This window comes from Aquimonas sp. (genome assembly GCF_044377145.1).
In the GTDB taxonomy this organism is placed as follows: Bacteria; Pseudomonadota; Gammaproteobacteria; order Xanthomonadales; family Xanthomonadaceae; genus Aquimonas.
Map to the genome: position 1 here is coordinate 145,235 of NZ_JBILJQ010000003.1, position 19,825 is coordinate 165,059.

Below are 19,825 nucleotides of genomic sequence, written 5' to 3' on the forward strand. Positions count from 1 at the left end.
CGGCGAGCTTCCATCATTGCGCCGCCGGGGCCATGTGCCCTTGGTCGCGTGCGCCCGCGCTCGCCTGCAGCACGGGTACCTACGCAGTCCGCGGATCCGGTTGCGTCCATTCCGAGAGCTGCGCTCGCAGCCTCCGCCCGTACTACACATGAGCGAGATAGACTTCCGCACCTGGCAGGGCATGTTGACCCCGCTGATGGGCCGCTCAGGCTGCCTGCATCGCATTCACTGCCCAGTCGGCGACAATGCGCGCCATGCCCGACATCCTGATCCTCTACTACAGCCGCCACGGTAGCGTGGCCCAGCTCGCGCGCCAGATCGCGCGCGGCGTCGACGAAGTGCCCGGCATGCAGGCACGCCTGCGCACGGTGCCGCCGGTTGCCGCCGTGACCACGGTTGCCGCCCCGCCTGAGCCTGAAGACGGCGCCCCTTACGTTGAACGCAGTGATCTCGCCGAGTGTGCCGGCCTGATCCTCGGCAGCCCGACCCGCTTCGGCAACATGGCGGCGCCGCTGAAGCACTTCATCGATTCGCTCGGCGCCGAATGGGCTTCAGGCAGCCTGGTCGGCAAGCCAGCGGCGGTGTTCACTTCGACCGCGTCGATGCACGGTGGCCAGGAATCGACCCTGCTCAGCATGCTGCTGCCGCTGCTGCACCACGGCATGTTGATCACCGGCATTCCATTCACTCAAAGCCAGCTCAGCACCACCACCAGCGGCGGCACGCCCTACGGCGCCAGCCATTGGACGGGGCCCGAGGGCAGCAGCACGCTCAGCGAAGACGAGCGCGTTCTGGCGCGCGCGCTCGGTCGGCGCGTGGCGCAGATCGCGCACAAACTCGGTGGTGAAGCATGAGCCTGGAGTCGGTCAACTCGAATCTGTTCGATGAGAACGCGAGCCCGGTGCCCGAGCATGTCGGCCGCACCGCGCACCGCATTGGCGCGGTATTGCTGTTCGCCCTGATCGCGCTGCAGGTGCTGTGGTATCTGCACTGGCTGCCGCCGGAGCGCGCGCGGCCTCTGATTGCCCTCGCGATCGCCGCGGTCCCGCTGCTGATCCCGGCGATTTTTCTGCTGCTGCGGGCCAAGAAGGCGCTGTTCTGGGCCGGCTTCATCGCCATGTTCCATTTCACCCACGGCGTGATGGAGGCCTGGAGCGTGCCGGCCGCGCTGTGGCTCGGCGTGCTGGAAGCACTGCTCGCCGCCGGCGTCTGCTGCGCCGCCGCCTGGCACGGGCTGTCGCGACGGATCTACTGGCGCAAGCTGGTGGAAGCTTCCAGCGCGGAGGCGGAGCGCAACGCGGCCGAGTAGCGCTGGTGTAGCGCTGAAGCTGTCATTCGACACAGACACTGGACGCGGCCTGCGACGGAATGGGGAAGTCCTCTGTCGCAGGAACTCCACCGGCTGGTGCGCCGCTCGAAGCTACGGGGCAATCGATGCCGAAATAGCCCAGCACATGCCCGGCCACCTCATGATTGTAGAGCTGTGGCGGCAGCTCGATGCCGCACGCAAAGCAGTCGCCGGCCGGAACGTGCGCGCCGGTGCGCGCCACGATGGCTTCGAAGTGATCGAAGAAGCGGATGCGCCGGCCGTTGATCTCGACCTCGCACTCGTCCGCAAGCTCGTCCCAGCAATCCACCTGGTAGAACAGCCGGCACAGTTCGTCTGCGCGCACTTCAACCTGGAACAGGGCCGCCCCGGCGATCTGCGCGCGCGCCAGCGCCGCGGCCGCGGCATCGCGCTGGGCCGCGCTGTCGAAATCCACGTGCGCATCATTGGTCATCAGCTGCTGCACCTGCCGGCAGCCGAGCCCGATCGACTCCAGAAAGCGAGTGGGGCTGATCTGCCGATAGCAGATGCGCGGAGTTTCGCCGACGATATTGCGCTGGGTCAGCGCGTTCATCACCAGCACCGCCTCGCCTTCCGCAAGGGCGGCGAACAGCAGGCCGAGACAGCGATCGATCGCGCGCAGCCCGAACGCGAGGGCCTGCCCGGGCGGGCCGACCGCTGACCAGCGGTGGTGCTGCAGATGAGCCAGGCTGTTCAAGAAAATCAGCGAGAACTGCGGCGCGTGATGACGTTTGAACCGGGTGAACAGCACGCAGTTGATCAGATCGAACAGCGCGAACAGCAGCGCGTTGTTGGCCCCGGCGCGGCGCAGGCCACCGAGCGCGAACGGCAGCTGTCGCAACAGCCGCAGCACACTGCCGGAGCCGACGACAAACTGCGCGAAACCGAGCACGCCGCGCAGCACAGCGGGCGCCGAAACCTCCAGATAGTTGCGCGCGTAGTAGCGAGGCAGAGCCAGCAGCCGATTCAGCGCGCGTGGGTGGGCGGGCTCGGCGACGCTCCACGGGTCAGGCAGAAAGAAGCGGCAGCGTTCGGCGTTGCCGCGGCCCGCATTCATCGCGCCCCATACGCCGGAGCTGATCCCCTGTGTGCTCAGGATTTCCCACAGCTGCGGGTACTGCAGCCGTAGTGGCGCTTCACCCAGATGCCGCACGCCATGCACCGAAGCGGGCACGCCGGTATGCACCGACACCCACTGCACCCAAGGGTCCAGCCCGCGATGCTCCACCGCGTCGTCGGTCGTCGTGGCGCTGGCGCGCATCGACAGCAGATGCGCCACATGCGGCAGCCGCAAAGCCTCAACCCCGCGCCGCAGCAGGCTGACTGAAAACTCGTTGAGCTCGATCAGACACAAACGCCTTGCAGGTGCGGCCTCGGACATCGCGATCCTTGAACGTGGCGGTCGGGGTGTTTTGCGCCCACTCGAATCCGAAGATGCAAGAGCAGGGCCGCGCGAGGCAGCGAATGCCCGCGGGCCGGTGGGAGCCAGCCCGTATAATCGGTGCCCTCCCCGCAGCTTCGGCATCGCCATGGACCAGCTCTGCATCGTCACCACCGGCGGCACGATCGACAAGATCTACTTCGACGACAAATCCGACTATCAGATCGGTGACCCGCAGATCGGGCGGATTCTCGAAGAACTCGGCGTCACCTTCCGCTTCAGCGTGATCCCGATCCTGCGCAAAGACAGCCTGCACATCACCGACGACGACCGCGCGCTGATCAAGCAGACCATTCTCGCCCAGTCGGCGCGACACATCCTGGTGACTCACGGCACCGACAGCATGGTCGCGACCGGGCGCGTGCTGGCCGACATCGCCGACAAGACCATCGTCATGACCGGCGCGCTGAACCCCGCGCGCTTCCGCGGCTCGGATGCCGAGTTCAACATCGGCACCGCCGTCGGCGCCGTGCAGTGCCTGCCGGCCGGTGTCTACATCGCCATGAACGGGCGCATCTGGGACCCGGCCAAGGTGCGCAAGAACGTCGACGCCAACCGTTTCGAGGCGGTTGCCTGAGGCCTGCGCGCTGGCTCTGATCCACGCCAGCGCGGATAATTCAGCGGCCCGGAACCGGCAGCGCCGCATGCGTGCTGCAACCGCGCCGCAGCCAAGCCGCATACCGGCACCGCTCATCTCTACGCCGCATTCCCCGAGGGCACGCTCATGGCCGAGGCCAGCCGCCAGGACAAAGCCGCGCGCCAGCTGAAGCTGCTGTCCGAGGCGCTGGATTCCGGCCGCCTCGGGCCCGTGCGGCGGCTGGTCAATACGCTCAACCCGGCCGAGATCGGCAACCTGCTGGAATCGCTGCCGCCGGATCGGCGTGTGATCGTGTGGGGCCTTGTCGACGCCGAAGACGACGGCGAAGTGCTGGTCCACGTCGGCGACGAAGTGCGCGAAAGCCTGCTCGCGGCGATGGACACCGACGAGATCGTCGCCGCCGCCGAATCGCTGGACATCGACGACCTCGCCGACCTGATGGAGGACCTGCCGGATCAGGTCATCGATGAGGTCCTGAAGTCGATGGACCGGGAGAACCGCGAGCGCCTCGAACAGGTGCTGTCGTATCCCGAGGACAGCGCCGGCCGTCTGATGAACCCGGACGTGATCACCGTGCGCGCCGATGTCACCATCGACGTGGTGCTGCGCTACCTGCGCCTGCGCGGCGAAATGCCCGATCACACCGACCATCTGTTCGTGGTCAGCCGGCGCCACCAGTACCTCGGCCGGATTCCACTGACCGCCCTGCTGCTGTCCGAGCCCAGCCGTCCGATTAACCAGTTGATGGATGAGGACGACCAACCAGCGATTCCGGTAGACACCCTCACCGCCGAGATCGCCCGCCAGTTCGAGGACCACGACTGGATCTCGGCGCCCGTGGTCGACGAGAACAATATTCTGCTAGGCCGCATCACCATCGATGACGTGGTCGACATCATCCGCGAGCAGGCCGAGCACCAGGTGCTCTCGGCCGCCGGCCTGGATGAAGATGAAGACATGTTCAGCCCGGTACTGCGGGCAGCGCCGCGTCGGATGATCTGGCTGGGCATCAACCTGCTGACCGCGTTCCTCGCCGCCAGCGTGGTCGGCCGCTTCGAGGCCACCATCGAGAAAGTCGTCGCACTCGCGGTGCTGATGCCGATCGTCGCCGGCATGGGCGGCAATGCCGGCACCCAGGTGCTGGCGCTGATGATCCGCGGGCTGGCCCTGGGCCAGGTCGGCGCCAGCAACATCCGCGTGCTGCTGTGGAAAGAACTGCGCGTGGCGATGCTGAACGGCCTGGCCTTGGGCGCTGTGCTGGCGGGCGTGGTCTGGCTGTGGTTTGGCGACCTCGCCCTGTCCGGCGTGATCTTCGCCGCCCTGGTGTTCAATCTGATGGCCGCCAGCCTGGCCGGCGTAGCAGTACCGCTGACCCTGCGCCGGCTGGGCTTCGACCCCGCCCTGGCCAGCAGCATTTTCCTGACCACCGTGACAGATGTGCTGGGGTTTCTGGCCTTCCTGGGCTTGGGTACCTTGCTGCTGCTCTGACCTGTGGACGACGGCAACACGCGCTCAGGCCAGCCAACCGCGATAGCGCACCGTTCGCCCGATGCCGAGCGGCGCATCAAGCGCGACATCGAACCAGCACCTTCACGGCGGATCGCTCATCAATCGTGCGCGCAGGCGGGCGGCAGGCAAGGCACACAGATCGCCGCGCCCGAACCAGCGGTAGCGATTGCGCGCGATCCAACCATACAGAAGATTGCGCAGCGCCCGGGGCAGGATTCGCAGCGGGCTCAAGCCGCGGCCCCAGCCGCCGCTGCGCTCGCCGACGCGGATCATCGCCTCGAAACCGCCCAGCACTCGACCGCGCTCCAGCAGCAGCCAGGTGTCAGGACGATCGACGCTCAGCCCGTAGTGGCTGAGCAACGCGCGGCCCAAAGCGGTCTGCAGCGGGCAGATACGGATCTCGCCGCTGCGGTCGAGCCGATCGATCATGCGCGCGCCGAAGCAGCACAGCGCGCACTCGGCGTCCATCAAGGCGATCGGAAAGCGATCGTCAAAGGTCGGCACCTGCGGGTCGGAGCGATAGCTGAAATCGGGGCGCGTGAGCATGCTGGAAGTGTACGGATGCATCGCCACGCGCGAACACCGCAAGCTCGCCCGCAGCCGGAGGCGGGCTCTGGACGTCGGCAGACCCGCGCTGCGTGTGAACGGCCTTCCGTCCAGGAGCTGACACCGCCTCGCCCGGTATCGCCTCGACATGCGCGCAGCACTTTGAGAGCCTGCAGAGACACTCACTCGATGCGTCGAGGCACTCGAATGCAGCTGCGCACCGCCAACCGAACCGATATCCCTGCCCTGCACGAGGTGCGGATGGCCGTGCGCGAGAACGTGTTGTCGCATCGCGATCGAATCAGCGAAGCCGACTATCTCAGCGCCCTTGAAGAACTCGGCTGCGGTTGGCTGCTTGAGGATGACGGCAAAGTGCTCGGCTTCGCCATCGCCTACCGGAGCGGCAGCATCTGGGCGCTGTTCGTACACCCCGACCATGAAGGGCGCGGCGTCGCCAAAGCGCTGCACGCGGTGATGCTCGAATGGATGCAGAAGCAGGCCGTGAAAACAGCCTTTCTCAGTACCGAACCGGGCACGCGCGCCGAGGCGTTCTACCGCTCGCGCGGTTGGCAGAGTTGCGGTCCACCAGTGCTCGGCGAGATGCAGTTCGAGCTGGCGCTGCCGCAAACCTCGTGAGTTCAATGCCCAAGTGATCACGCACCGGAGTGAACAGGCTCACGGCTGGCGGATGATCCCTGAGCGCTCGGGGCGCTCGGGCGTGCGATCACAGCGCACGCCCGACAGCCTCAGGCGATCGTTTCAGCTGCGCCCATGTACGCCCGCAACACCTCCGGCACGCCGATCGAACCATCGGCGTTCTGATAGTTCTCCATCACCGCGACCAGAGCGCGGCCCACCGCGACGCCGGAGCCGTTCAAGGTGTGCACGGGTTCGGGCTTGCCGGTTTCGGGGTTGCGCCAGCGCGCCTGCATGCGGCGGGCCTGGAAGTCGCCGCAGTTGCTGATCGAGCTGATCTCGCGGTAGGCATTCTGTGCCGGCAGCCAGACTTCTAGGTCGTAGGTCTTGGTGGCGCAGAAGCCCATGTCGCCGGTGCACAGCAGCACCTTGCGATACGGCAGGCCGAGCTTCTCCAGCACAATCTCGGCATGGCGGACCATCGCCTGATGCACCGCCTCGCTCTCGTGCGGGCGGGCGATTGCCACCAGTTCGACCTTCTCGAACTGGTGCTGGCGAATGATGCCGCGCACGTCGCGGCCGTAGCTGCCGGCTTCTGCGCGGAAGCACATCGAGTGCGCAGTCAGCTTCATCGGCAGTTCGGAGTCTTCGACGATGCTGTCGCGCACGAGGTTGGTCAGCGGCACTTCGGAGGTCGGGATCAGGTAGCGCGGGTGCTCGGCGACGGCGGTCTTGAACAGGTCTTCCTCGAACTTCGGCAGCTGGCCGGTGCCCTGCAGGCTGTCGGCATTGACCAGCAGCGGCACATTGCATTCCAGGTAGCCGTGCTCGTCGGTGTGCAGGTTCAGCATGAACTGCGCCAACGCGCGATGCAGACGGGCCAGCTCGCCACGCAACACGGTGAATCGAGCGCCCGACAGCTTCGCGCCGGCATCGCCATCCAGCCAGCCCTTGCGAGCGCCCAGCTCGACGTGATCCTTGACCTCGAACTCGAAGCTGCGCGGGCTGCCCCAGCGGTGCTGTTCGACGTTGTCCTTCTCGTCGCGGCCGGCCGGCACGTCGGCGCTGGGCAGATTGGGAATCCCGAGGCTGATCATGTCGATCGAGAGCTTGATCTGTTCAAGACGCCGCTCGTTGTCCTTGAGCTCTTCTGCGAAGGAAGCGACCTCGCGCTTCAGTTCTTCAACCTTTGACCTGTTGAAGTCAGCGTGGTCAAACTCTTCCGTGGCGTCTAGTCGAGGAATATGCGCCATCAGCGCGCCGATTTCTTTCGACTTCGTGTTGCGCAGATTCTGCAGCTCCTGCGTGCGGCCCTGGATCTGCTTGCGCTCGGTCTCCAGCGCCTTCAGCTGGGCGACATCGAGCTCGAAACCGCGGGTGGACTTCAGGCGTTCGGCGGTTTCGAGCAGTTGGGCGCGCAGCAGATGGGGGTCGAGCATGGGGGTTCCAGCGGGGAGAAGAGGTTTCGGGACCGGCGATTATCGGCGTCGGCAGGCGCTGACCGCAACGCAGCAGCGGCATTCGCCGGTGATCCAGGCGCGATGGCTGCGGAGCGCGTGGCCGCGGTCGGCTGCAAACCATAGCTGCCATCGACCGCACGGGCTTGACACTGTGTGCTCTTTGCCCAGCGTTCAATGCGCGGCTGTCGACGCGTATTCGATCGCGCTCAGCGGCGTGATCGCCCGGCTCGACTGCGCGCTCAACGTCGCCGCAGGCAGGGCCGAATCGGGGATCGGTCAGCTGTTCTGAGAACTGTAAGGCGCAGATGCGAAGGCGCCGAAGGAGCGCGACAGGATGCTGCCAAAGCCGCTGGTGAAGCCGCAAAGCGAGGGCGCGCTGTCGAATCCTGAGGCACTGCAGCAGGCATCGACAACCGCCAGCGGAGCCAGCCCAACCCTGCAGATCTTTCGATTTCGCCGGTCCGAATGCGAGCATCCGGAACGCACGGTCATTGCAACGCAACATTACTGCCTCTTGCTCGCAGCACACGCCCGCGTATGCTCGTCCGTACTTCGGCGTAGGGAGCGGCCGAAGCCATCGGGCGGCCACTGCGCAGGGAGTCCCCACGGGGAGCGCCGGCTGCCGTCCAACATCGGGGAGACCAGAGTGATGAAACGATTTGCTGGCCGGCTTCTCGCCGGCTTCGCGCTGACCGCGGCCGCACTGAGCGCCAGCGCCAATACCGGCGTGGCCTTTGTCCACGGCACCGGCAACCAGACCAATGCCCTGGCCGACTACTGGACGGCCGACATGGTCAATTCGGTTCGCCAGGGCCTGCCCAACTCGGCCGATTACACGGTCATCAACTGCGAGTTCGAGCGCTACATGTGGGAGGCCGGCGCGGCTGGCTGTCTGGCCGGGCAGCTGACCAGCTTCATCAACGCCCGCGGTATCACCGACCTGGTGGTGATCACGCACTCCAACGGCGGCAATGTGATGCGTTGGATCCTGTCCAACCCGACCTTCGACAGCCGCTATCCGGACATCATCAGCAAGATCCGCTGGGTCAATGCGCTGGCTCCCTCTTCGGCCGGCACGCCGCTTGCGAACGCGGTGACAGCCGGCAACGTGTTCGAACAATCGCTGGGCTGGCTGCTGGGCTATGCCAGCGATGCGGTGAAAATGCAGCAGACCCACTGGATGGCGCAGTACAACGCGCAGAACCTGTACGGCACCGCCGGCCGCCCTGCCCTGCCCAAAGGCTTCTGGTCGGTGACCGGCAGCAATGTGCGCTCGGCCCTTTGGACCAGCAACAGCTTCTGCGGTGGCTACCAGTACCAGGTTGGGCTGACCATCACCCAGGCCTGGTTGAACAGCTGCTCGGACGGCTTTCTGGAGTGCAGCAGCCAGCAGGCCGCCGGCACGCCCTGGTTCACCGACACTCAGGCGATGTCGAACGGCTACTACTTGAGCCACCACCAGAGCCGGCGCCAGTGCTTCGGCCTGGACGTCATCCTGCGTAACGACATCTAAGGGGTCATGAGAATGCGAATCCTGAAAATCTCCGCGCTTGCCGCCGCCCTCCTCATCGCCGCAGGTGCAAATGCGCAGACCCTGCAGCTGCAGCGCAGCGCTACGGATCTGGTGCCTTCGGTACTGGCTGCGCCCAAGTCGGCGACGCTCACCGCGATCGAGCAGCAGGCGGTGCATTTCGCCTGGGCACTCGACCCCGAGGCAGCCCTCGAAACGCCGCAACCCCACGTAGCAGACAGCCGCGAGTTCTGGACCCAGCTCGATGCCGACCAGGCCAAGCGCGGCTTTGGCTTCAACCCCACCGCCGACGGCGCGCTGGTGCGTATCAGCAGCCAGGGCGGAGCCAAAGCCGGCGGCATCGCGATCGATGACTTGTCTATTCGCGCCGATGGCGAACTGCTGGACACCGCCAGCGTGGTGCGGCACGCCGCCGGCGACGCCGAACTCAAGGCCGCCGGCGCAGTGTTCAGCGAGGGAACAGTGGTGTTCCAGCTGGCACCGGGCCTGGCCGGCAAGCGCATCGATATCGCAATGCCGAAGTCGACCTCGGGCGTGCTGATGCATGTGCTGGAGCCGCAGAGCCGCCTGTCGATGCAGCTCAGCGCCGACAGCCTTCAGGCCAGCGCCGGTGGCAAGGTTGAGCTGTCGGCATCGTTTCTCGATGGCAGCCAGCCTGTGCCGGCAGAGCGCATTGCGGGCCTGATCACGGCGCCGGACGGGCGCAGCTTCGCGCTTGATTTCGTGCTCGACAAGAGCGGCCGCGGCATCGCCCTGATTGAACTTCCGGCCGACGCCGGCGGCGGCATGGAACCCTGGGAAGTCCACGCTTTCGGTGCCAGCACGCTTGGCAAGGCACAGGTGCTACGCGATGCCCGTACCGCCGTGATGGTCAGCCAACCCAGCGCGCGTCTGCTGGGCAGTGCCGATCTCAAGTCACACGATGGCGGCGTTGCGGTGCAACTGCCGGTGGAGACGTCCGCGGCCGGGCGCTTCGAGCTGCGCGGCACGCTTTACGGTAGCGACAGCCATGGCGAGTTGAAGCCGATGGCGCTTGCCCACAGTGCCGAGCTTCTTGCCGCCGGTCGCGGCACGCTGGAACTGCGCTTTCCCGCCGATGTACTCACCGGCGCGCTCGGAGCCCCGTATGCGCTACGCGATCTGAACCTGTCTGATCAATCGCGAATGAGCCTGTCGGAACGCCGCCAGCACGCGCTGGAGATCGCTGAACTGCCGCGCTGAACTTCTCGCAGTAACCCACCACACAGCGGCCGGGCAAAGCCCGGCCGCTGTGTGGTGGGCTCTAAACGCACGATCGTGCAGAGGCCGATCTATTTCCACTGCGCCGAGATCAGACGCCACTGGCCGTGGTCATCGCGCCAGCCGGTTTCCACCGCCCACACCCGCGCCGATTCGGGGATCAAGGCGCCGCTGCCACCGGTGGCGACCGCGGTGAAACGCACCGTGGCGCGGTCGCCGAGAAGTTCGGTCTGCATCGGCCCCAAAGTCAGGCCCAGCTGCGCGTGGCGCAGCACCTGCAAGCGCAACATGTTGCGTACGCCTTCACGGTCCAGCGTACCGGTGCCGACGAAATCGTCGGCGATGAAGTCCATCGCATTGCTGACCTCGCGCCCCTCGATCGCCGCCTGCAGGCCGTTCACCGAAGCCTGCAGTCGTTGTTCGGCCGGCTCGACCGCGCAGCCGGGCAGAGCGATGACTAGCGCCAGCAGCGCCGCCGCACACATGCGCCCTGCGCCGCTGAAGAACACGCGTCGCGGCATGACAGTCAAGTGGCCCATGACAATCTCCCGAGCACTGCGGCTCGCCTGTGTCCCACACCGCATTCCCGCATGCAGGCGCCTTGCCTGCCTCGGGAGCCTATGCTCCAATCGGGGGAAACATACCCCAGAGCACGGTGCCTCGCTGCACCACAGCATCTGACGGCACAAATTCGGGCACCGCAGTGCCCACAGGGAGGAGACCAAGAATGAGCGTCGCGCGTCCATGGCTGGCCCAGTATTCCAAAGGCGTCCCCGCAGAGATCGATCTCGACCAGTACCGCAACATCGTCTCGGTGCTGGAGGACAGCTGCGAGAGCTATCGCCAGCGCCCGGCCTTCGAGAACATGGGCAAGCAGATCAGCTACGACGATCTTGACCGGCTCAGCTACCAGTTCGCCTGTCATCTGCTGTTGAGCTTGAAGCTGAAGAAGGGCGACCGCGTCGCGATCATGATGCCCAATCTGCTGCAGTACCCGGTGGCGATCTTCGGCGTGCTGCGGGCTGGGCTGACCGTCGTCAACACCAATCCGCTGTACACCGCGCGCGAGCTGAAACACCAGCTCAATGACTCCGGCGCGGTGGCGATCATCGCGGTTGAGAATTTTGCCAACGTGGTGGCCGAGGTGATCGCCGAAACGGACGTCAAGCATGTTTTTACCACCGCGGTGGGCGACATGCTGAGCTTCCCCAAGCGCCAGATCGTCAACTTCGTGCTGAAGTACGTGAAGAAGGCCATCCCCGACTTCAACCTTCCGGGCGCGGTCAATTTCACCGAAGCGGTGGCGCAGGGCGCTGGCAAAAAGCTGCCGCCGGTCGATATCGCGCCGGCTGACATCGCTTTTCTGCAGTACACCGGCGGCACCACCGGTGTATCGAAGGGCGCCATGCTGACCCACGGCAACCTGGTCGCAAACATGCAGCAGTCAGCGGCCTGGCTGGGCACCAATGTGAAGCTTGGCGAAGAGGAAATCATCACCGCGCTGCCGCTGTATCACATCTTTGCGCTGACGGCGAACTGTCTGGTCTTCATGAAGTTCGGCGGGCTGAACCATCTGATCACCAACCCGCGTGACATGCCCGGCTTCGTCAAGATCCTGTCCGGCATTCGCTTCACCGCGATCACCGGCGTCAACACCTTGTTCAATGGCCTGCTGAATACCCCGGGCTTCGAAAAGCTCGACTTCTCGCGGCTGGGCCTGTCGCTTGGCGGCGGTGCCGCGGTCCAGCGCGCAGTCGCCGAACGCTGGAAAAAGGTCACCGGCTGCACCCTGGTCGAGGCCTACGGGCTGACCGAAACCTCACCCGCTGCGTGCATGAACCTGATGGATTCGACCGAGCACACCGGCGCGATTGGCCTTCCGGTTCCGTCCACCGAGGCCTGCGTGAAGGACGACGAGGGCAAGATGATGCCACCCGGCGAAGTCGGTGAGCTGTGCATCCGAGGGCCGCAGGTGATGGCCGGCTACTGGCAACGCCCTGAAGACACGGCCAAGAGCATCGACGCCGACGGTTGGCTGCATACCGGCGATGTCGCGCGGATGGACGAGAAGGGCTTCTTCTACGTCGTCGACCGCAAGAAGGACATGATCCTGGTCTCGGGCTTCAACGTGTATCCGAACGAGATTGAGGACGTGATCGCATTGATGCCTGGCGTGCTGGAAGTCGCAGCCGTCGGCGTCCCGGACGAGAAATCGGGCGAGGCAGTCAAGATCGTGATCGTACGCAAGGATCCCGGCCTGACCGCCGAGCAAGTCAAGGCGCATGCACGCGAACATCTGACTGGCTACAAGCAGCCGCGGATCGTGGAGTTCCGCACCGAGTTGCCGAAGAGCAATGTAGGCAAGATTCTGCGCCGCGAACTACGGGATGAGGCGGCCAGAGCCTGATCGATCGACCTCGCTCTGTCATCCATATCCGTCAGAATTTCCTGCGAGAGAACCTTTCGCGCCCGTGAGAGAAGTGAATCCGGGAGGTCTCCAATGGCCTCCCGGAGTTCTCGGGGCAATGGTGGCCATACGGGCGTTTGCGTTCGGTTTTCGCAAGGCGTCGAACCACTTCAGAGCTGTGGAGCGGAGCTCGCTCCGATACAGTAGCGCCCGGTTTCCCCAGTTGAGTGGATTCGGCGTCCGATACCGTCAGAATGTATCGACGCATGCAAAAGCTGAACAGATCGCGCGTGGATTTGTTCTGATGTTTCCTAGTATCCTCAAGCCATAACACGAGCGGACGTTCGAACCTCGAATCGAGCCGCCTGCAGGACAGTCGCCGCACTCTCTACGCGGCGCCCCATCGGCCCTTGTCCCGCCATTCCTTCTCCGCCAAGTGAACCCACTCTGCGCGTGAAGGTCCCCTGAGGTCTCCAGCTCGAAGCACTTCCAATCTTGCGGATTCACCGCAAGTCGGAAAACAGCCACCGTCGCGCACGACAGACAAGCATCTGCCAGGCGAATGCTGGGCGCGCGGATAGCTGACGGGCTCGGCCTCGCCGCTGGAACGCGTTCACCCGAGCCGCCATGAGGAAGCCGAATGCAATCGACCATCGCCATGCAAGCCTGTGATCTCAGGCAGATCGACGAGGACCCCGCCTTCGCGTCCCGACTTGAGAAGCTCGTCAGCCTGTCGCGCGAGCGCCACATCAACACCTTCACCCAGATCGAGTGGCCGGACTTCCTGCCAGATGACCAGTGGTGGTTGCCGCCGGAACTGCTGAGCGTGTATGGCACCGAACATGCCGAAACGATGCCCGAGCAGCAGCTCAAGCTGCTGTCAAAATGGGAGTGCATCAATCAGTTCAGCCTTAATGTGGAAGGCGAACGCGAGCTGTTGAGCGCATTGTCGGCACAGCTCTATGCGCCTGATCTGCCGCATATCGATACTTACATCCACCACTTCATCGACGAGGAAAACAAGCATCTCTGGTTCTTCGCAGAGTTCTGCCGTCGCTACGGTGGCAAGGTGTATTCGAGCAAGAAGGTCAACGTCGCCGGCGAGCGATTCTGTCGAGAGATGGAGTTCTTCCTACTGTTCGCGCGCATCCTAATTTTTGAAGAGATTGGCGGCTACTACAACGTCATCGCCGGCGGCGACGAACGCGTCACGCCCTTCGTGCGGATGATTCACCAGATCCACCACGCGGATGAGGCCCGCCACATCACCTTCGGCCGCACGATTCTCAGCCAGTCAAAGGAGATCGCCTTCGCCGCCGCCGACCCCGCCGAGCGCGAGGCCGCGGTCGCGCATCTGCAGCGCTATGTGCAGATCTCGATCGAATCGCTTTATCAGCCCGCGATGTACCGCGACAGCGGCATCGAGGCCGGCGTGGCGCTGCGCCGAAAGCTGCTCTCGCACCCAGCGCGACGCGAGCACCACGTCTCCAGGCTGCTCAAGCGCCCGCTGAAGTTCATGAACGAAATCGGCATCAATCTGGAAGGACAGACTCTGTGACCACCGCAACTCTTGGCATCGAAACGCTTCGCGCCTGGCTGCTGGAGAAGCACCCGGATCTCGACACGATCGACGATGAACTCGACTTGTTCGAACACAAGATCATCGACTCGCTGAATTTCGTGGAGTACATCCTGATCATCGAGGAACTGATCGACCGGGAGATTCCGGTGACGCCGGATCTGATGCCCAAAACTGCCAGCCTCGCCCAGGTCCGCCAGCACTTCCTCCGCGGCGGGTGAGGGCTGACGTCGCAACGCAGTGCACCCCTCACCCATGCCCCACCGCAGAACGCAGGTTCGCCGCGCCGCGCATGCGCGGGCTGAATGGCGCCGCACGCAAAGCACCACTGCCCCTCGGACCACATCGAACAAGAGCTCTGATCGCCGAGCCGCCCCCTTCCCTGCCCCGCCGCTGCTGCGGCGAGGCGTAGTCCACTTGCAGATTCCGGAGTCTCGCCATGCCCCTCCCCGAAACCCGTGACCCCAGCACCTTGATCCCCAGCGCTCCCGTGCGCCCCATCCTGCTGACCGGCGCCACCGGCTTTCTTGGTGGCCACTATCTGCTGCGCCGGATCACCTGGCCCGGTGATGTCTACGCGCTGGTGCGCGGCGACTCGCCCGACCAGGCGCGCGCGCGGCTCTATGCCCACCTCGCGGATTGCGCAGCTTCTTACGGCCTAGCCCTGCCAAAGGCCATGCTGGACGCCCGACTGAAAGTGCTGATCGGCGACATTACCCACCCGCGCTGCGGCATCGACGCCGACACCATCGCACAGCTGCGCGCCGCCGGCCTCCGCGAGACATGGCACTGCGCCGCCAGCCTGAAGTTCGAGGACAGGCACCGGCAGGAGATCATCGCGCACAACGTCGAAGGCACCGGCAACATGCTGGCGCTGTTTCACGCGCTCGCTGAAGGCAACACAGCCGGCGCGCCGGCCGAGTTCGTGCATGTATCCACGGCCTACAGCGTCGGCAAGGCGCAGGGGCAGATCGAGGAAGAGCGGCACTCGCTCGATCGCGAGTACAACAACGTCTACGAAGAGAGCAAGAACTTCGCCGAGAACCGTGTGATCGAGTTCTGTGAGTCGCAGGGGCTGAGCTTCCGCATCCTGCGCCCGACGGTGGTGATGGGGCCGCGCGCATCGCACCACAGCGGCACCACGCGCTTTGGCGTCTACGGTTTCACCAAGGAAGTCCGGCGCCTGCGCGAGACCTTGCTGAAGCTCAAGCACCGGTTGGAGCTGGAGGGCGATGAGCACGCCACCGCCAACCTGACGCCGGTCGACGAATGCGTCTACGACATGCTGCAGCTCGGCGCGCAGGGCTTCGGTGAGCAGCGCTACTTCCACCTCAGTAACCCGGAGGGCGTGGCGATGCCGAAGCTGATCGGCATGATCGATCAGAAGACTGGCGTCGATCGCCTCGCCTTCGTTTCAAAGAAGAGCGCAGACCCGAGCCCGCTGCAGGACCTGTTCGACGAGCGCACCCGCTTCTATTCCGGCTACTACAACGCCGACAAGCGCTTCAAACGCAGGGCTCTTCCGCAGCCGCAGCTGGACTGGGACGACGTCGACCGCTATCTCAGCTCGTTCCTGGATGAGCTTGACAAAGAGAAAGTCGGCGGCGGCTTCCGCATGCAGATCGTCAGCATGAGCGATGGCGCGAACCTCAAGGTGTTCAGCTGCGGCAATCCGACCCTGCCACCCTTGATCCTCGCCAACGCCTACGGCATGCCGGCCGAATTCATGTGGCCGCTGGCGCAGCGCCTGCAGAACGACTTCCACGTGGTCACCTGGGAATGCCGCTGGGTGCCCAATATCGAAGTGCCCTTCGACCTCGAAGCCTGCGGGTCGATCCAGCATGCCCGCGACTTGGTCGATATCCAGCGCGCGCTGGACTTGGGCCCGGTTGGTGTCGCCGGCTGGAGCAGCGGTGCGCAGATCGTCCTGCGGGCGATGTCGGCGTTTCCAGACGCCATCCGCGCAGGTGTGCTGCTCAACCCCGGGGTGTCGATCCGACCGTCCGAGAGCGTGCGCGTTACCCGCTTCGAGGCAGGCATCCGCTCGCTGTTCGACAAGATCGCCGGCAACCACCGGATGGCCGAGAAGTACTGTGAGCTTATCTACGGTGCCGGTGGCGCCGATGCAGGTGACAACAAGATGCTCAGCAGCATTCTGACCAGCACCGACCCCTACCTGATGTACATGACCAGCCTGCCGTTCCGGAATGCGGAGTCGCTGTTCCGCTACGCCAACATGATGCGCACCCTGTTCGGGGAACGCGAAGACGCATGGACCCACGATGTCACCCAGCCGGTGGTGGTGCATGTGGCCGGAAATGACGTCGTCACCCACCCTGACATCGGCAAGGCGCTCTGCGACGGCCTTCGCCATGGCAGCCTGCATTTTGACGAGAGCGGCGACCACTTCGGCCACTATTACGACCAGAGCATCGCCGACCTGCTGCGCGGGCATCTCCTGCCGCGTCTGCAGCAGGCGGCGTGAGCGAGCCAGTGGCCATGGACACGTACTCTGCCGCCCGCTATTTCCTCGCCGCGGTCCAGCGCTTCCCGCAGCGGCCCGCGCTGTGGCTGGATGGCCGCAGCTGGTCGTATGCCGAGCTGCACACCGAGGTGTGTCGGCTGCGGGAACGTCTGCTGGCGCATGTGGGCAGCGTATGCGCCACGCTGGCCGACCGCAGCCTTGCCGCCTACTGCGCGCCTCTAGCCTGCATGTTGGCAGGGCGCATCCATGTGCCGCTGGGCACCAGCTTCCCGCCCGAGCGCATGGCGAACATTCTGGGTCGCACTCGACCCAGCGTGCTGATCTGCGACGGCAACGGTGCGTCGATGCTGCCTGAGCTGCTGCCCAGGCTGGATTTCCCGCTCGCGGTGGTGGCACCTGAGGACGGAGCGGATGCCGCAGCATCGCGGATTGCCGCAAGCCCGGAAGCTACCGCTACAGGCCCGGAGCTGGGTCACTCGGCCCGCTCCTCCGGGCTGGACATCGATGACAGCGACATCGCCTACGTGCTGTTCACCTCGGGCAGCACAGGCGTTCCTAAAGGCGTTGCTGTTGGGCACCGCGCGCTGTGCGCCTATGTCGATGCGGTGCTCGCCCAGTACCCGGAACTCGACGAACACCAGCGCTGCAGCCAGTTCTTCGAGCCGACGTTTGATCTGTCGATGCACGACATGTTCGTCACCTGGGCCGCGGGCGCCTGCCTGTACTGCGTGCCGAAGCAGGCGCTGATGATGCCGACGGACTTCGTCAAGGAACACCAGTTGAGCGTGTGGTTCTCGGTGCCCTCGCTCGCGGCTGCGCTGCAGCGGTTCAAGCAGCTGCTGCCGGGCACCTTTCCCTCGCTGCGACTGGCACTGTTTTGTGGCGAAGCGTTGCCGGGGCCACTGGCGGGGGCGTGGCTTGCAGCCGCGCCCCACGCCCGCTGCGACAACATCTATGGCCCCACCGAAGCCACCATCGCCTGCACCGCGCACCGCGTTGTCGCTGCCGATGCAGATCGCAGCGTGGTGCCGATCGGACGCGCGTTTCCAGCGATGGAGATCGCCGTGGTCAACGCGCTTGGCGAGCGCTGCGCCAGCGGTGAAGCCGGCGAGCTCTGGCTCGGCGGCGTGCAGCTCGCGTTTGGCTACTGGCAAGACGAGCAGCAGACCTCAGCCCGCTTTGTCCAGCGCGCGCTGACCGGCTGCGCGAGCGAACGCTGGTATCGCAGCGGCGACCTGGCGGTGATCGAGCCCAACGGCAGCGCGCTGTTCCTCGGCCGAGCCGATCGACAGATCAAACTTCGCGGCTATCGCATCGAACTGCAGGAAGTCGAAGCCCATCTACGCGAGGCTTGCGCCACGCCAGACGCGTCAGCCGAAGTCGCGGTGATTGCGATCATCCCGCCCGGCGCCGACGCACCCTCTGGTTTGGCCGCGTTTGTTGTGTGTCCGCACTACGACGCACGCAAGGCGACGGGGGCGATCAAGGCACGGTTGCCAGCCTACATGCTGCCCTCCGAGGTGCATGTGCTGGATGCGTTGCCGCTCAACAGCAATGGCAAGGTCGACTATGGCGCCCTGGCGACACTTCGACTGCCACGACCGAAACCGCAGGCGCGGCCCGAGCCAGCGGCTCGTGCCTGCCAGGAACATGCCCAATGAACGCCAGCGCAGCTCCCGACAACTGCATCTTCTGCGGCATTGCCAGCGGACGCCTGCCGGCCAGCATCGTCCATGAGGACAGCGAGTGGATGGCGGTGATGGACATCCACCCGATCCGACGGGGCCATGTGCTGCTGATTCCAAGGCGGCATGTGAGCCGCCTCGCCGAGCTTGATGGCGTCGAGCAGCGTCGCCTGTTCCTGCTGGCCGACGCGATCCTCAAGGCTCAGGAGGCCGCCGGCTACGCAAGCGGCGGCAGCAATCTGCTGCTCAACGACGGGGTCGCCGCCAACCAGCACATTCCCCACCTGCACCTGCACTGCATCCCGCGTCGGCCCGGCGACAGCCTTGGCTTCGGCCTGCGCCTGCTTGCCCGCACCGTGGGGCTGTTTGGTTTTGGCATCAAGCATGCGGAACTCGACACCATCGCCGCTGCGATCAGGGCGCAACTTCAGGTTCCGCCTTCGCAATGAATGAGGCACCGAAGACCGCAGGCTCAGGTGATCCGTCGCCGGACTGGGAAATCGCCACACAGGCAATCAAATCGCCTAGAGCACGTCAACCAAGTCGGATGCTGTGCGTTGTTGCGCTCAGTCCTCCCCACTGCGAGATGTGCGATGAAGCAAGGCAAGGTCCTCCGTAGCGGTGTGTGCGCGGTCGCTTCCCTACTGCTCATGGCAAGCACCGCCCAGGCCGGCGGCATCTGCGCGTTTCAGCCGGCACTGAGCCGCTTCGACAACCTTCTTGCGACCGAGGGCTTGCCCGGGGGGGCGGTACTCATCGGCACCCGCCAAGGCGTGCTGCTCGAACGCTACGCCGGCACGTACAACGCCAACACCGTGGTGGCAATCGCATCGGCCAGCAAGCTGGCCAGCGCGATCCGGATCGCCCAATTGATCGACCGCGGCGTGCTGGATGCCGAAGCGCCAGTCAGCGAGTTGCTGCCGCAGTTCACCGGCGAGAAGGCCGACATGAACCTGCTGCAGCTGTTCTCGCACACTTCGGGCTACGGCAACGACTCGGCGGCGCCGGAGATCACCGACCGCAGCATCAGCCTCGCCGAGGCGGTCGACCAGATCGCCTGCTGCCGCGACTTCCCCGCCGGCTATGGCGTCGGACAGCAATTCGCCGTAAGCGTCCGCCCAAGCCACCTACTGCTTCCCCACTCGCCGTGCTGAGCCTCAGTTGCAGATCGGCGCCCAGCCCTCGATCGGCAGCAAGCTGTCGATGTCGCGGTTGCGCGGTATGCGTCCGCCCAAGCCACCTACCGCTTCCCCACTCGCCGTGCTGAGCCTCAGTTGCAGATCGGCGCCCAGCCCTCGATCGGCAGCAAGCTGTCGATGTCGCGGTTGCGCGTGGTCGGCAGTCGGGTGAGCACGTCGATG

At 65.1% G+C, this 19,825-nt stretch carries 18 protein-coding genes; 14 read left to right on the forward strand and 4 right to left on the reverse strand.

From position 1 onward, the window contains the following. Window positions 1-254: 254 nt before the first annotated feature. Window positions 255-854, forward strand: coding sequence for an NAD(P)H:quinone oxidoreductase (gene wrbA / locus ACIQ7H_RS02285; protein WP_395787962.1), 600 nt, complete (start codon window positions 255-257; stop codon window positions 852-854). Continuing rightward, window positions 851-1,309 (forward strand): DUF2069 domain-containing protein, encoded by a 459-nt coding sequence (locus ACIQ7H_RS02290; protein WP_395787964.1) that lies wholly within the window; start codon window positions 851-853, stop codon window positions 1,307-1,309. Before wrbA ends, ACIQ7H_RS02290 begins: the two co-directional genes overlap by 4 nt. 22 nt (window positions 1,310-1,331) lie before the next feature. On the opposite strand, the gene ACIQ7H_RS02295 is transcribed toward ACIQ7H_RS02290, so the two are convergent. Continuing rightward, window positions 1,332-2,729, reverse strand: coding sequence for a hypothetical protein (locus ACIQ7H_RS02295; RefSeq protein ID WP_395787965.1), 1,398 nt, complete (start codon window positions 2,727-2,729; stop codon window positions 1,332-1,334). 148 nt (window positions 2,730-2,877) lie between these two features. Between ACIQ7H_RS02295 and ACIQ7H_RS02300 the strand changes: the two genes are divergently transcribed. Together ACIQ7H_RS02300 and mgtE are read left to right on the forward strand one after the other, a co-directional pair. Further along, entirely contained in the window at window positions 2,878-3,366 is a 489-nt protein-coding gene (locus tag ACIQ7H_RS02300) for an asparaginase domain-containing protein (protein WP_395787967.1), read from the forward strand. Window positions 3,367-3,513: 147 nt separating this feature from the next. After that, on the forward strand, window positions 3,514-4,875 hold the full coding sequence (mgtE, locus tag ACIQ7H_RS02305) for a magnesium transporter (protein ID WP_395787969.1): 1,362 nt from the start codon (window positions 3,514-3,516) through the stop codon (window positions 4,873-4,875). 102 nt (window positions 4,876-4,977) lie between these two features. Here mgtE and ACIQ7H_RS02310 read toward each other — a convergent pair whose 3' ends face one another. After that, a complete protein-coding gene (locus ACIQ7H_RS02310) occupies window positions 4,978-5,442 on the reverse strand; it encodes a thiol-disulfide oxidoreductase DCC family protein (protein WP_395787971.1) in 465 nt (154 codons plus the stop codon). A 207-nt stretch (window positions 5,443-5,649) separates the two neighbouring features. Between ACIQ7H_RS02310 and ACIQ7H_RS02315 the strand changes: the two genes are divergently transcribed. Continuing rightward, window positions 5,650-6,078, forward strand: coding sequence for a GNAT family N-acetyltransferase (locus ACIQ7H_RS02315; protein WP_395787973.1), 429 nt, complete (start codon window positions 5,650-5,652; stop codon window positions 6,076-6,078). Between the two features lie 110 nt (window positions 6,079-6,188). Here ACIQ7H_RS02315 and serS read toward each other — a convergent pair whose 3' ends face one another. Then, entirely contained in the window at window positions 6,189-7,517 is a 1,329-nt protein-coding gene (serS, locus tag ACIQ7H_RS02320) for a serine--tRNA ligase (RefSeq protein ID WP_395787975.1), read from the reverse strand. Between the two features lie 670 nt (window positions 7,518-8,187). On the opposite strand from serS, the gene ACIQ7H_RS02325 reads away from it, so the two are divergent. Continuing rightward, window positions 8,188-9,051, forward strand: coding sequence for a hypothetical protein (locus tag ACIQ7H_RS02325; protein ID WP_395787977.1), 864 nt, complete (start codon window positions 8,188-8,190; stop codon window positions 9,049-9,051). 12 nt (window positions 9,052-9,063) lie between these two features. Further along, window positions 9,064-10,290: a DUF4785 domain-containing protein gene (locus ACIQ7H_RS02330; RefSeq protein ID WP_395787979.1), complete on the forward strand. Its 1,227-nt coding sequence runs from the start codon at window positions 9,064-9,066 to the stop codon at window positions 10,288-10,290. 89 nt (window positions 10,291-10,379) lie between these two features. Here ACIQ7H_RS02330 and ACIQ7H_RS02335 read toward each other — a convergent pair whose 3' ends face one another. Then, window positions 10,380-10,847 carry a nuclear transport factor 2 family protein gene (locus ACIQ7H_RS02335; RefSeq protein ID WP_395787981.1) on the reverse strand — a complete coding sequence of 156 codons (468 nt, stop codon included), beginning with the start codon at window positions 10,845-10,847 and terminating at the stop codon, window positions 10,380-10,382. Between the two features lie 188 nt (window positions 10,848-11,035). Here ACIQ7H_RS02335 and ACIQ7H_RS02340 point away from each other — a divergent pair, with 188 nt between their 5' ends. The 7 genes from ACIQ7H_RS02340 (at window position 11,036) to ACIQ7H_RS02370 (ending at window position 19,618) form a co-directional block, all read left to right on the forward strand. Continuing rightward, window positions 11,036-12,715, forward strand: a complete 1,680-nt coding sequence (locus ACIQ7H_RS02340; RefSeq protein ID WP_395787983.1) for an AMP-binding protein — start codon at window positions 11,036-11,038, stop codon at window positions 12,713-12,715. 640 nt (window positions 12,716-13,355) lie between these two features. Continuing rightward, a complete protein-coding gene (locus tag ACIQ7H_RS02345) occupies window positions 13,356-14,273 on the forward strand; it encodes a diiron oxygenase (protein WP_395787985.1) in 918 nt (305 codons plus the stop codon). After that, complete coding sequence (locus ACIQ7H_RS02350) at window positions 14,270-14,515, forward strand: hypothetical protein (RefSeq protein ID WP_395787987.1); 246 nt, start codon at window positions 14,270-14,272, stop codon at window positions 14,513-14,515. The genes ACIQ7H_RS02345 and ACIQ7H_RS02350 overlap by 4 nt, the downstream gene beginning before the upstream one ends. Window positions 14,516-14,733: 218 nt before the next feature. Continuing rightward, entirely contained in the window at window positions 14,734-16,779 is a 2,046-nt protein-coding gene (locus ACIQ7H_RS02355; protein ID WP_395787989.1) for an alpha/beta fold hydrolase, read from the forward strand. A 14-nt stretch (window positions 16,780-16,793) separates the two neighbouring features. After that, window positions 16,794-18,440 carry an amino acid adenylation domain-containing protein gene (locus tag ACIQ7H_RS02360; RefSeq protein ID WP_395787991.1) on the forward strand — a complete coding sequence of 549 codons (1,647 nt, stop codon included), beginning with the start codon at window positions 16,794-16,796 and terminating at the stop codon, window positions 18,438-18,440. Continuing rightward, window positions 18,437-18,913 carry an HIT family protein gene (locus ACIQ7H_RS02365; RefSeq protein WP_395787993.1) on the forward strand — a complete coding sequence of 159 codons (477 nt, stop codon included), beginning with the start codon at window positions 18,437-18,439 and terminating at the stop codon, window positions 18,911-18,913. Before ACIQ7H_RS02360 ends, ACIQ7H_RS02365 begins: the two co-directional genes overlap by 4 nt. Before the next feature lie 201 nt (window positions 18,914-19,114). Beyond that, window positions 19,115-19,618, forward strand: coding sequence for a serine hydrolase domain-containing protein (locus ACIQ7H_RS02370; protein WP_395787995.1), 504 nt, complete (start codon window positions 19,115-19,117; stop codon window positions 19,616-19,618). Window positions 19,619-19,825 lie beyond the last annotated feature (207 nt).

Coding starts and splice junctions, on each gene's coding strand:
- ACIQ7H_RS02295 (WP_395787965.1), bottom strand. CDS start 2,729: ATGTCCGAGGCCGCACCTGCAAGGCGTTTGTGTCTGATCGAGCTCAAC.
- ACIQ7H_RS02335 (WP_395787981.1), bottom strand. CDS start 10,847: ATGGGCCACTTGACTGTCATGCCGCGACGCGTGTTCTTCAGCGGCGCA.
- ACIQ7H_RS02340 (WP_395787983.1), top strand. CDS start 11,036: ATGAGCGTCGCGCGTCCATGGCTGGCCCAGTATTCCAAAGGCGTCCCC.
- ACIQ7H_RS02330 (WP_395787979.1), top strand. CDS start 9,064: ATGCGAATCCTGAAAATCTCCGCGCTTGCCGCCGCCCTCCTCATCGCC.
- ACIQ7H_RS02355 (WP_395787989.1), top strand. CDS start 14,734: ATGCCCCTCCCCGAAACCCGTGACCCCAGCACCTTGATCCCCAGCGCT.
- mgtE (WP_395787969.1), top strand. CDS start 3,514: ATGGCCGAGGCCAGCCGCCAGGACAAAGCCGCGCGCCAGCTGAAGCTG.
- wrbA (WP_395787962.1), top strand. CDS start 255: ATGCCCGACATCCTGATCCTCTACTACAGCCGCCACGGTAGCGTGGCC.
- ACIQ7H_RS02300 (WP_395787967.1), top strand. CDS start 2,878: ATGGACCAGCTCTGCATCGTCACCACCGGCGGCACGATCGACAAGATC.
- ACIQ7H_RS02370 (WP_395787995.1), top strand. CDS start 19,115: ATGGCAAGCACCGCCCAGGCCGGCGGCATCTGCGCGTTTCAGCCGGCA.
- ACIQ7H_RS02325 (WP_395787977.1), top strand. CDS start 8,188: ATGAAACGATTTGCTGGCCGGCTTCTCGCCGGCTTCGCGCTGACCGCG.
- ACIQ7H_RS02360 (WP_395787991.1), top strand. CDS start 16,794: ATGGACACGTACTCTGCCGCCCGCTATTTCCTCGCCGCGGTCCAGCGC.
- ACIQ7H_RS02310 (WP_395787971.1), bottom strand. CDS start 5,442: ATGCTCACGCGCCCCGATTTCAGCTATCGCTCCGACCCGCAGGTGCCG.
- serS (WP_395787975.1), bottom strand. CDS start 7,517: ATGCTCGACCCCCATCTGCTGCGCGCCCAACTGCTCGAAACCGCCGAA.
- ACIQ7H_RS02290 (WP_395787964.1), top strand. CDS start 851: ATGAGCCTGGAGTCGGTCAACTCGAATCTGTTCGATGAGAACGCGAGC.
- ACIQ7H_RS02365 (WP_395787993.1), top strand. CDS start 18,437: ATGAACGCCAGCGCAGCTCCCGACAACTGCATCTTCTGCGGCATTGCC.
- ACIQ7H_RS02345 (WP_395787985.1), top strand. CDS start 13,356: ATGCAATCGACCATCGCCATGCAAGCCTGTGATCTCAGGCAGATCGAC.
- ACIQ7H_RS02315 (WP_395787973.1), top strand. CDS start 5,650: ATGCAGCTGCGCACCGCCAACCGAACCGATATCCCTGCCCTGCACGAG.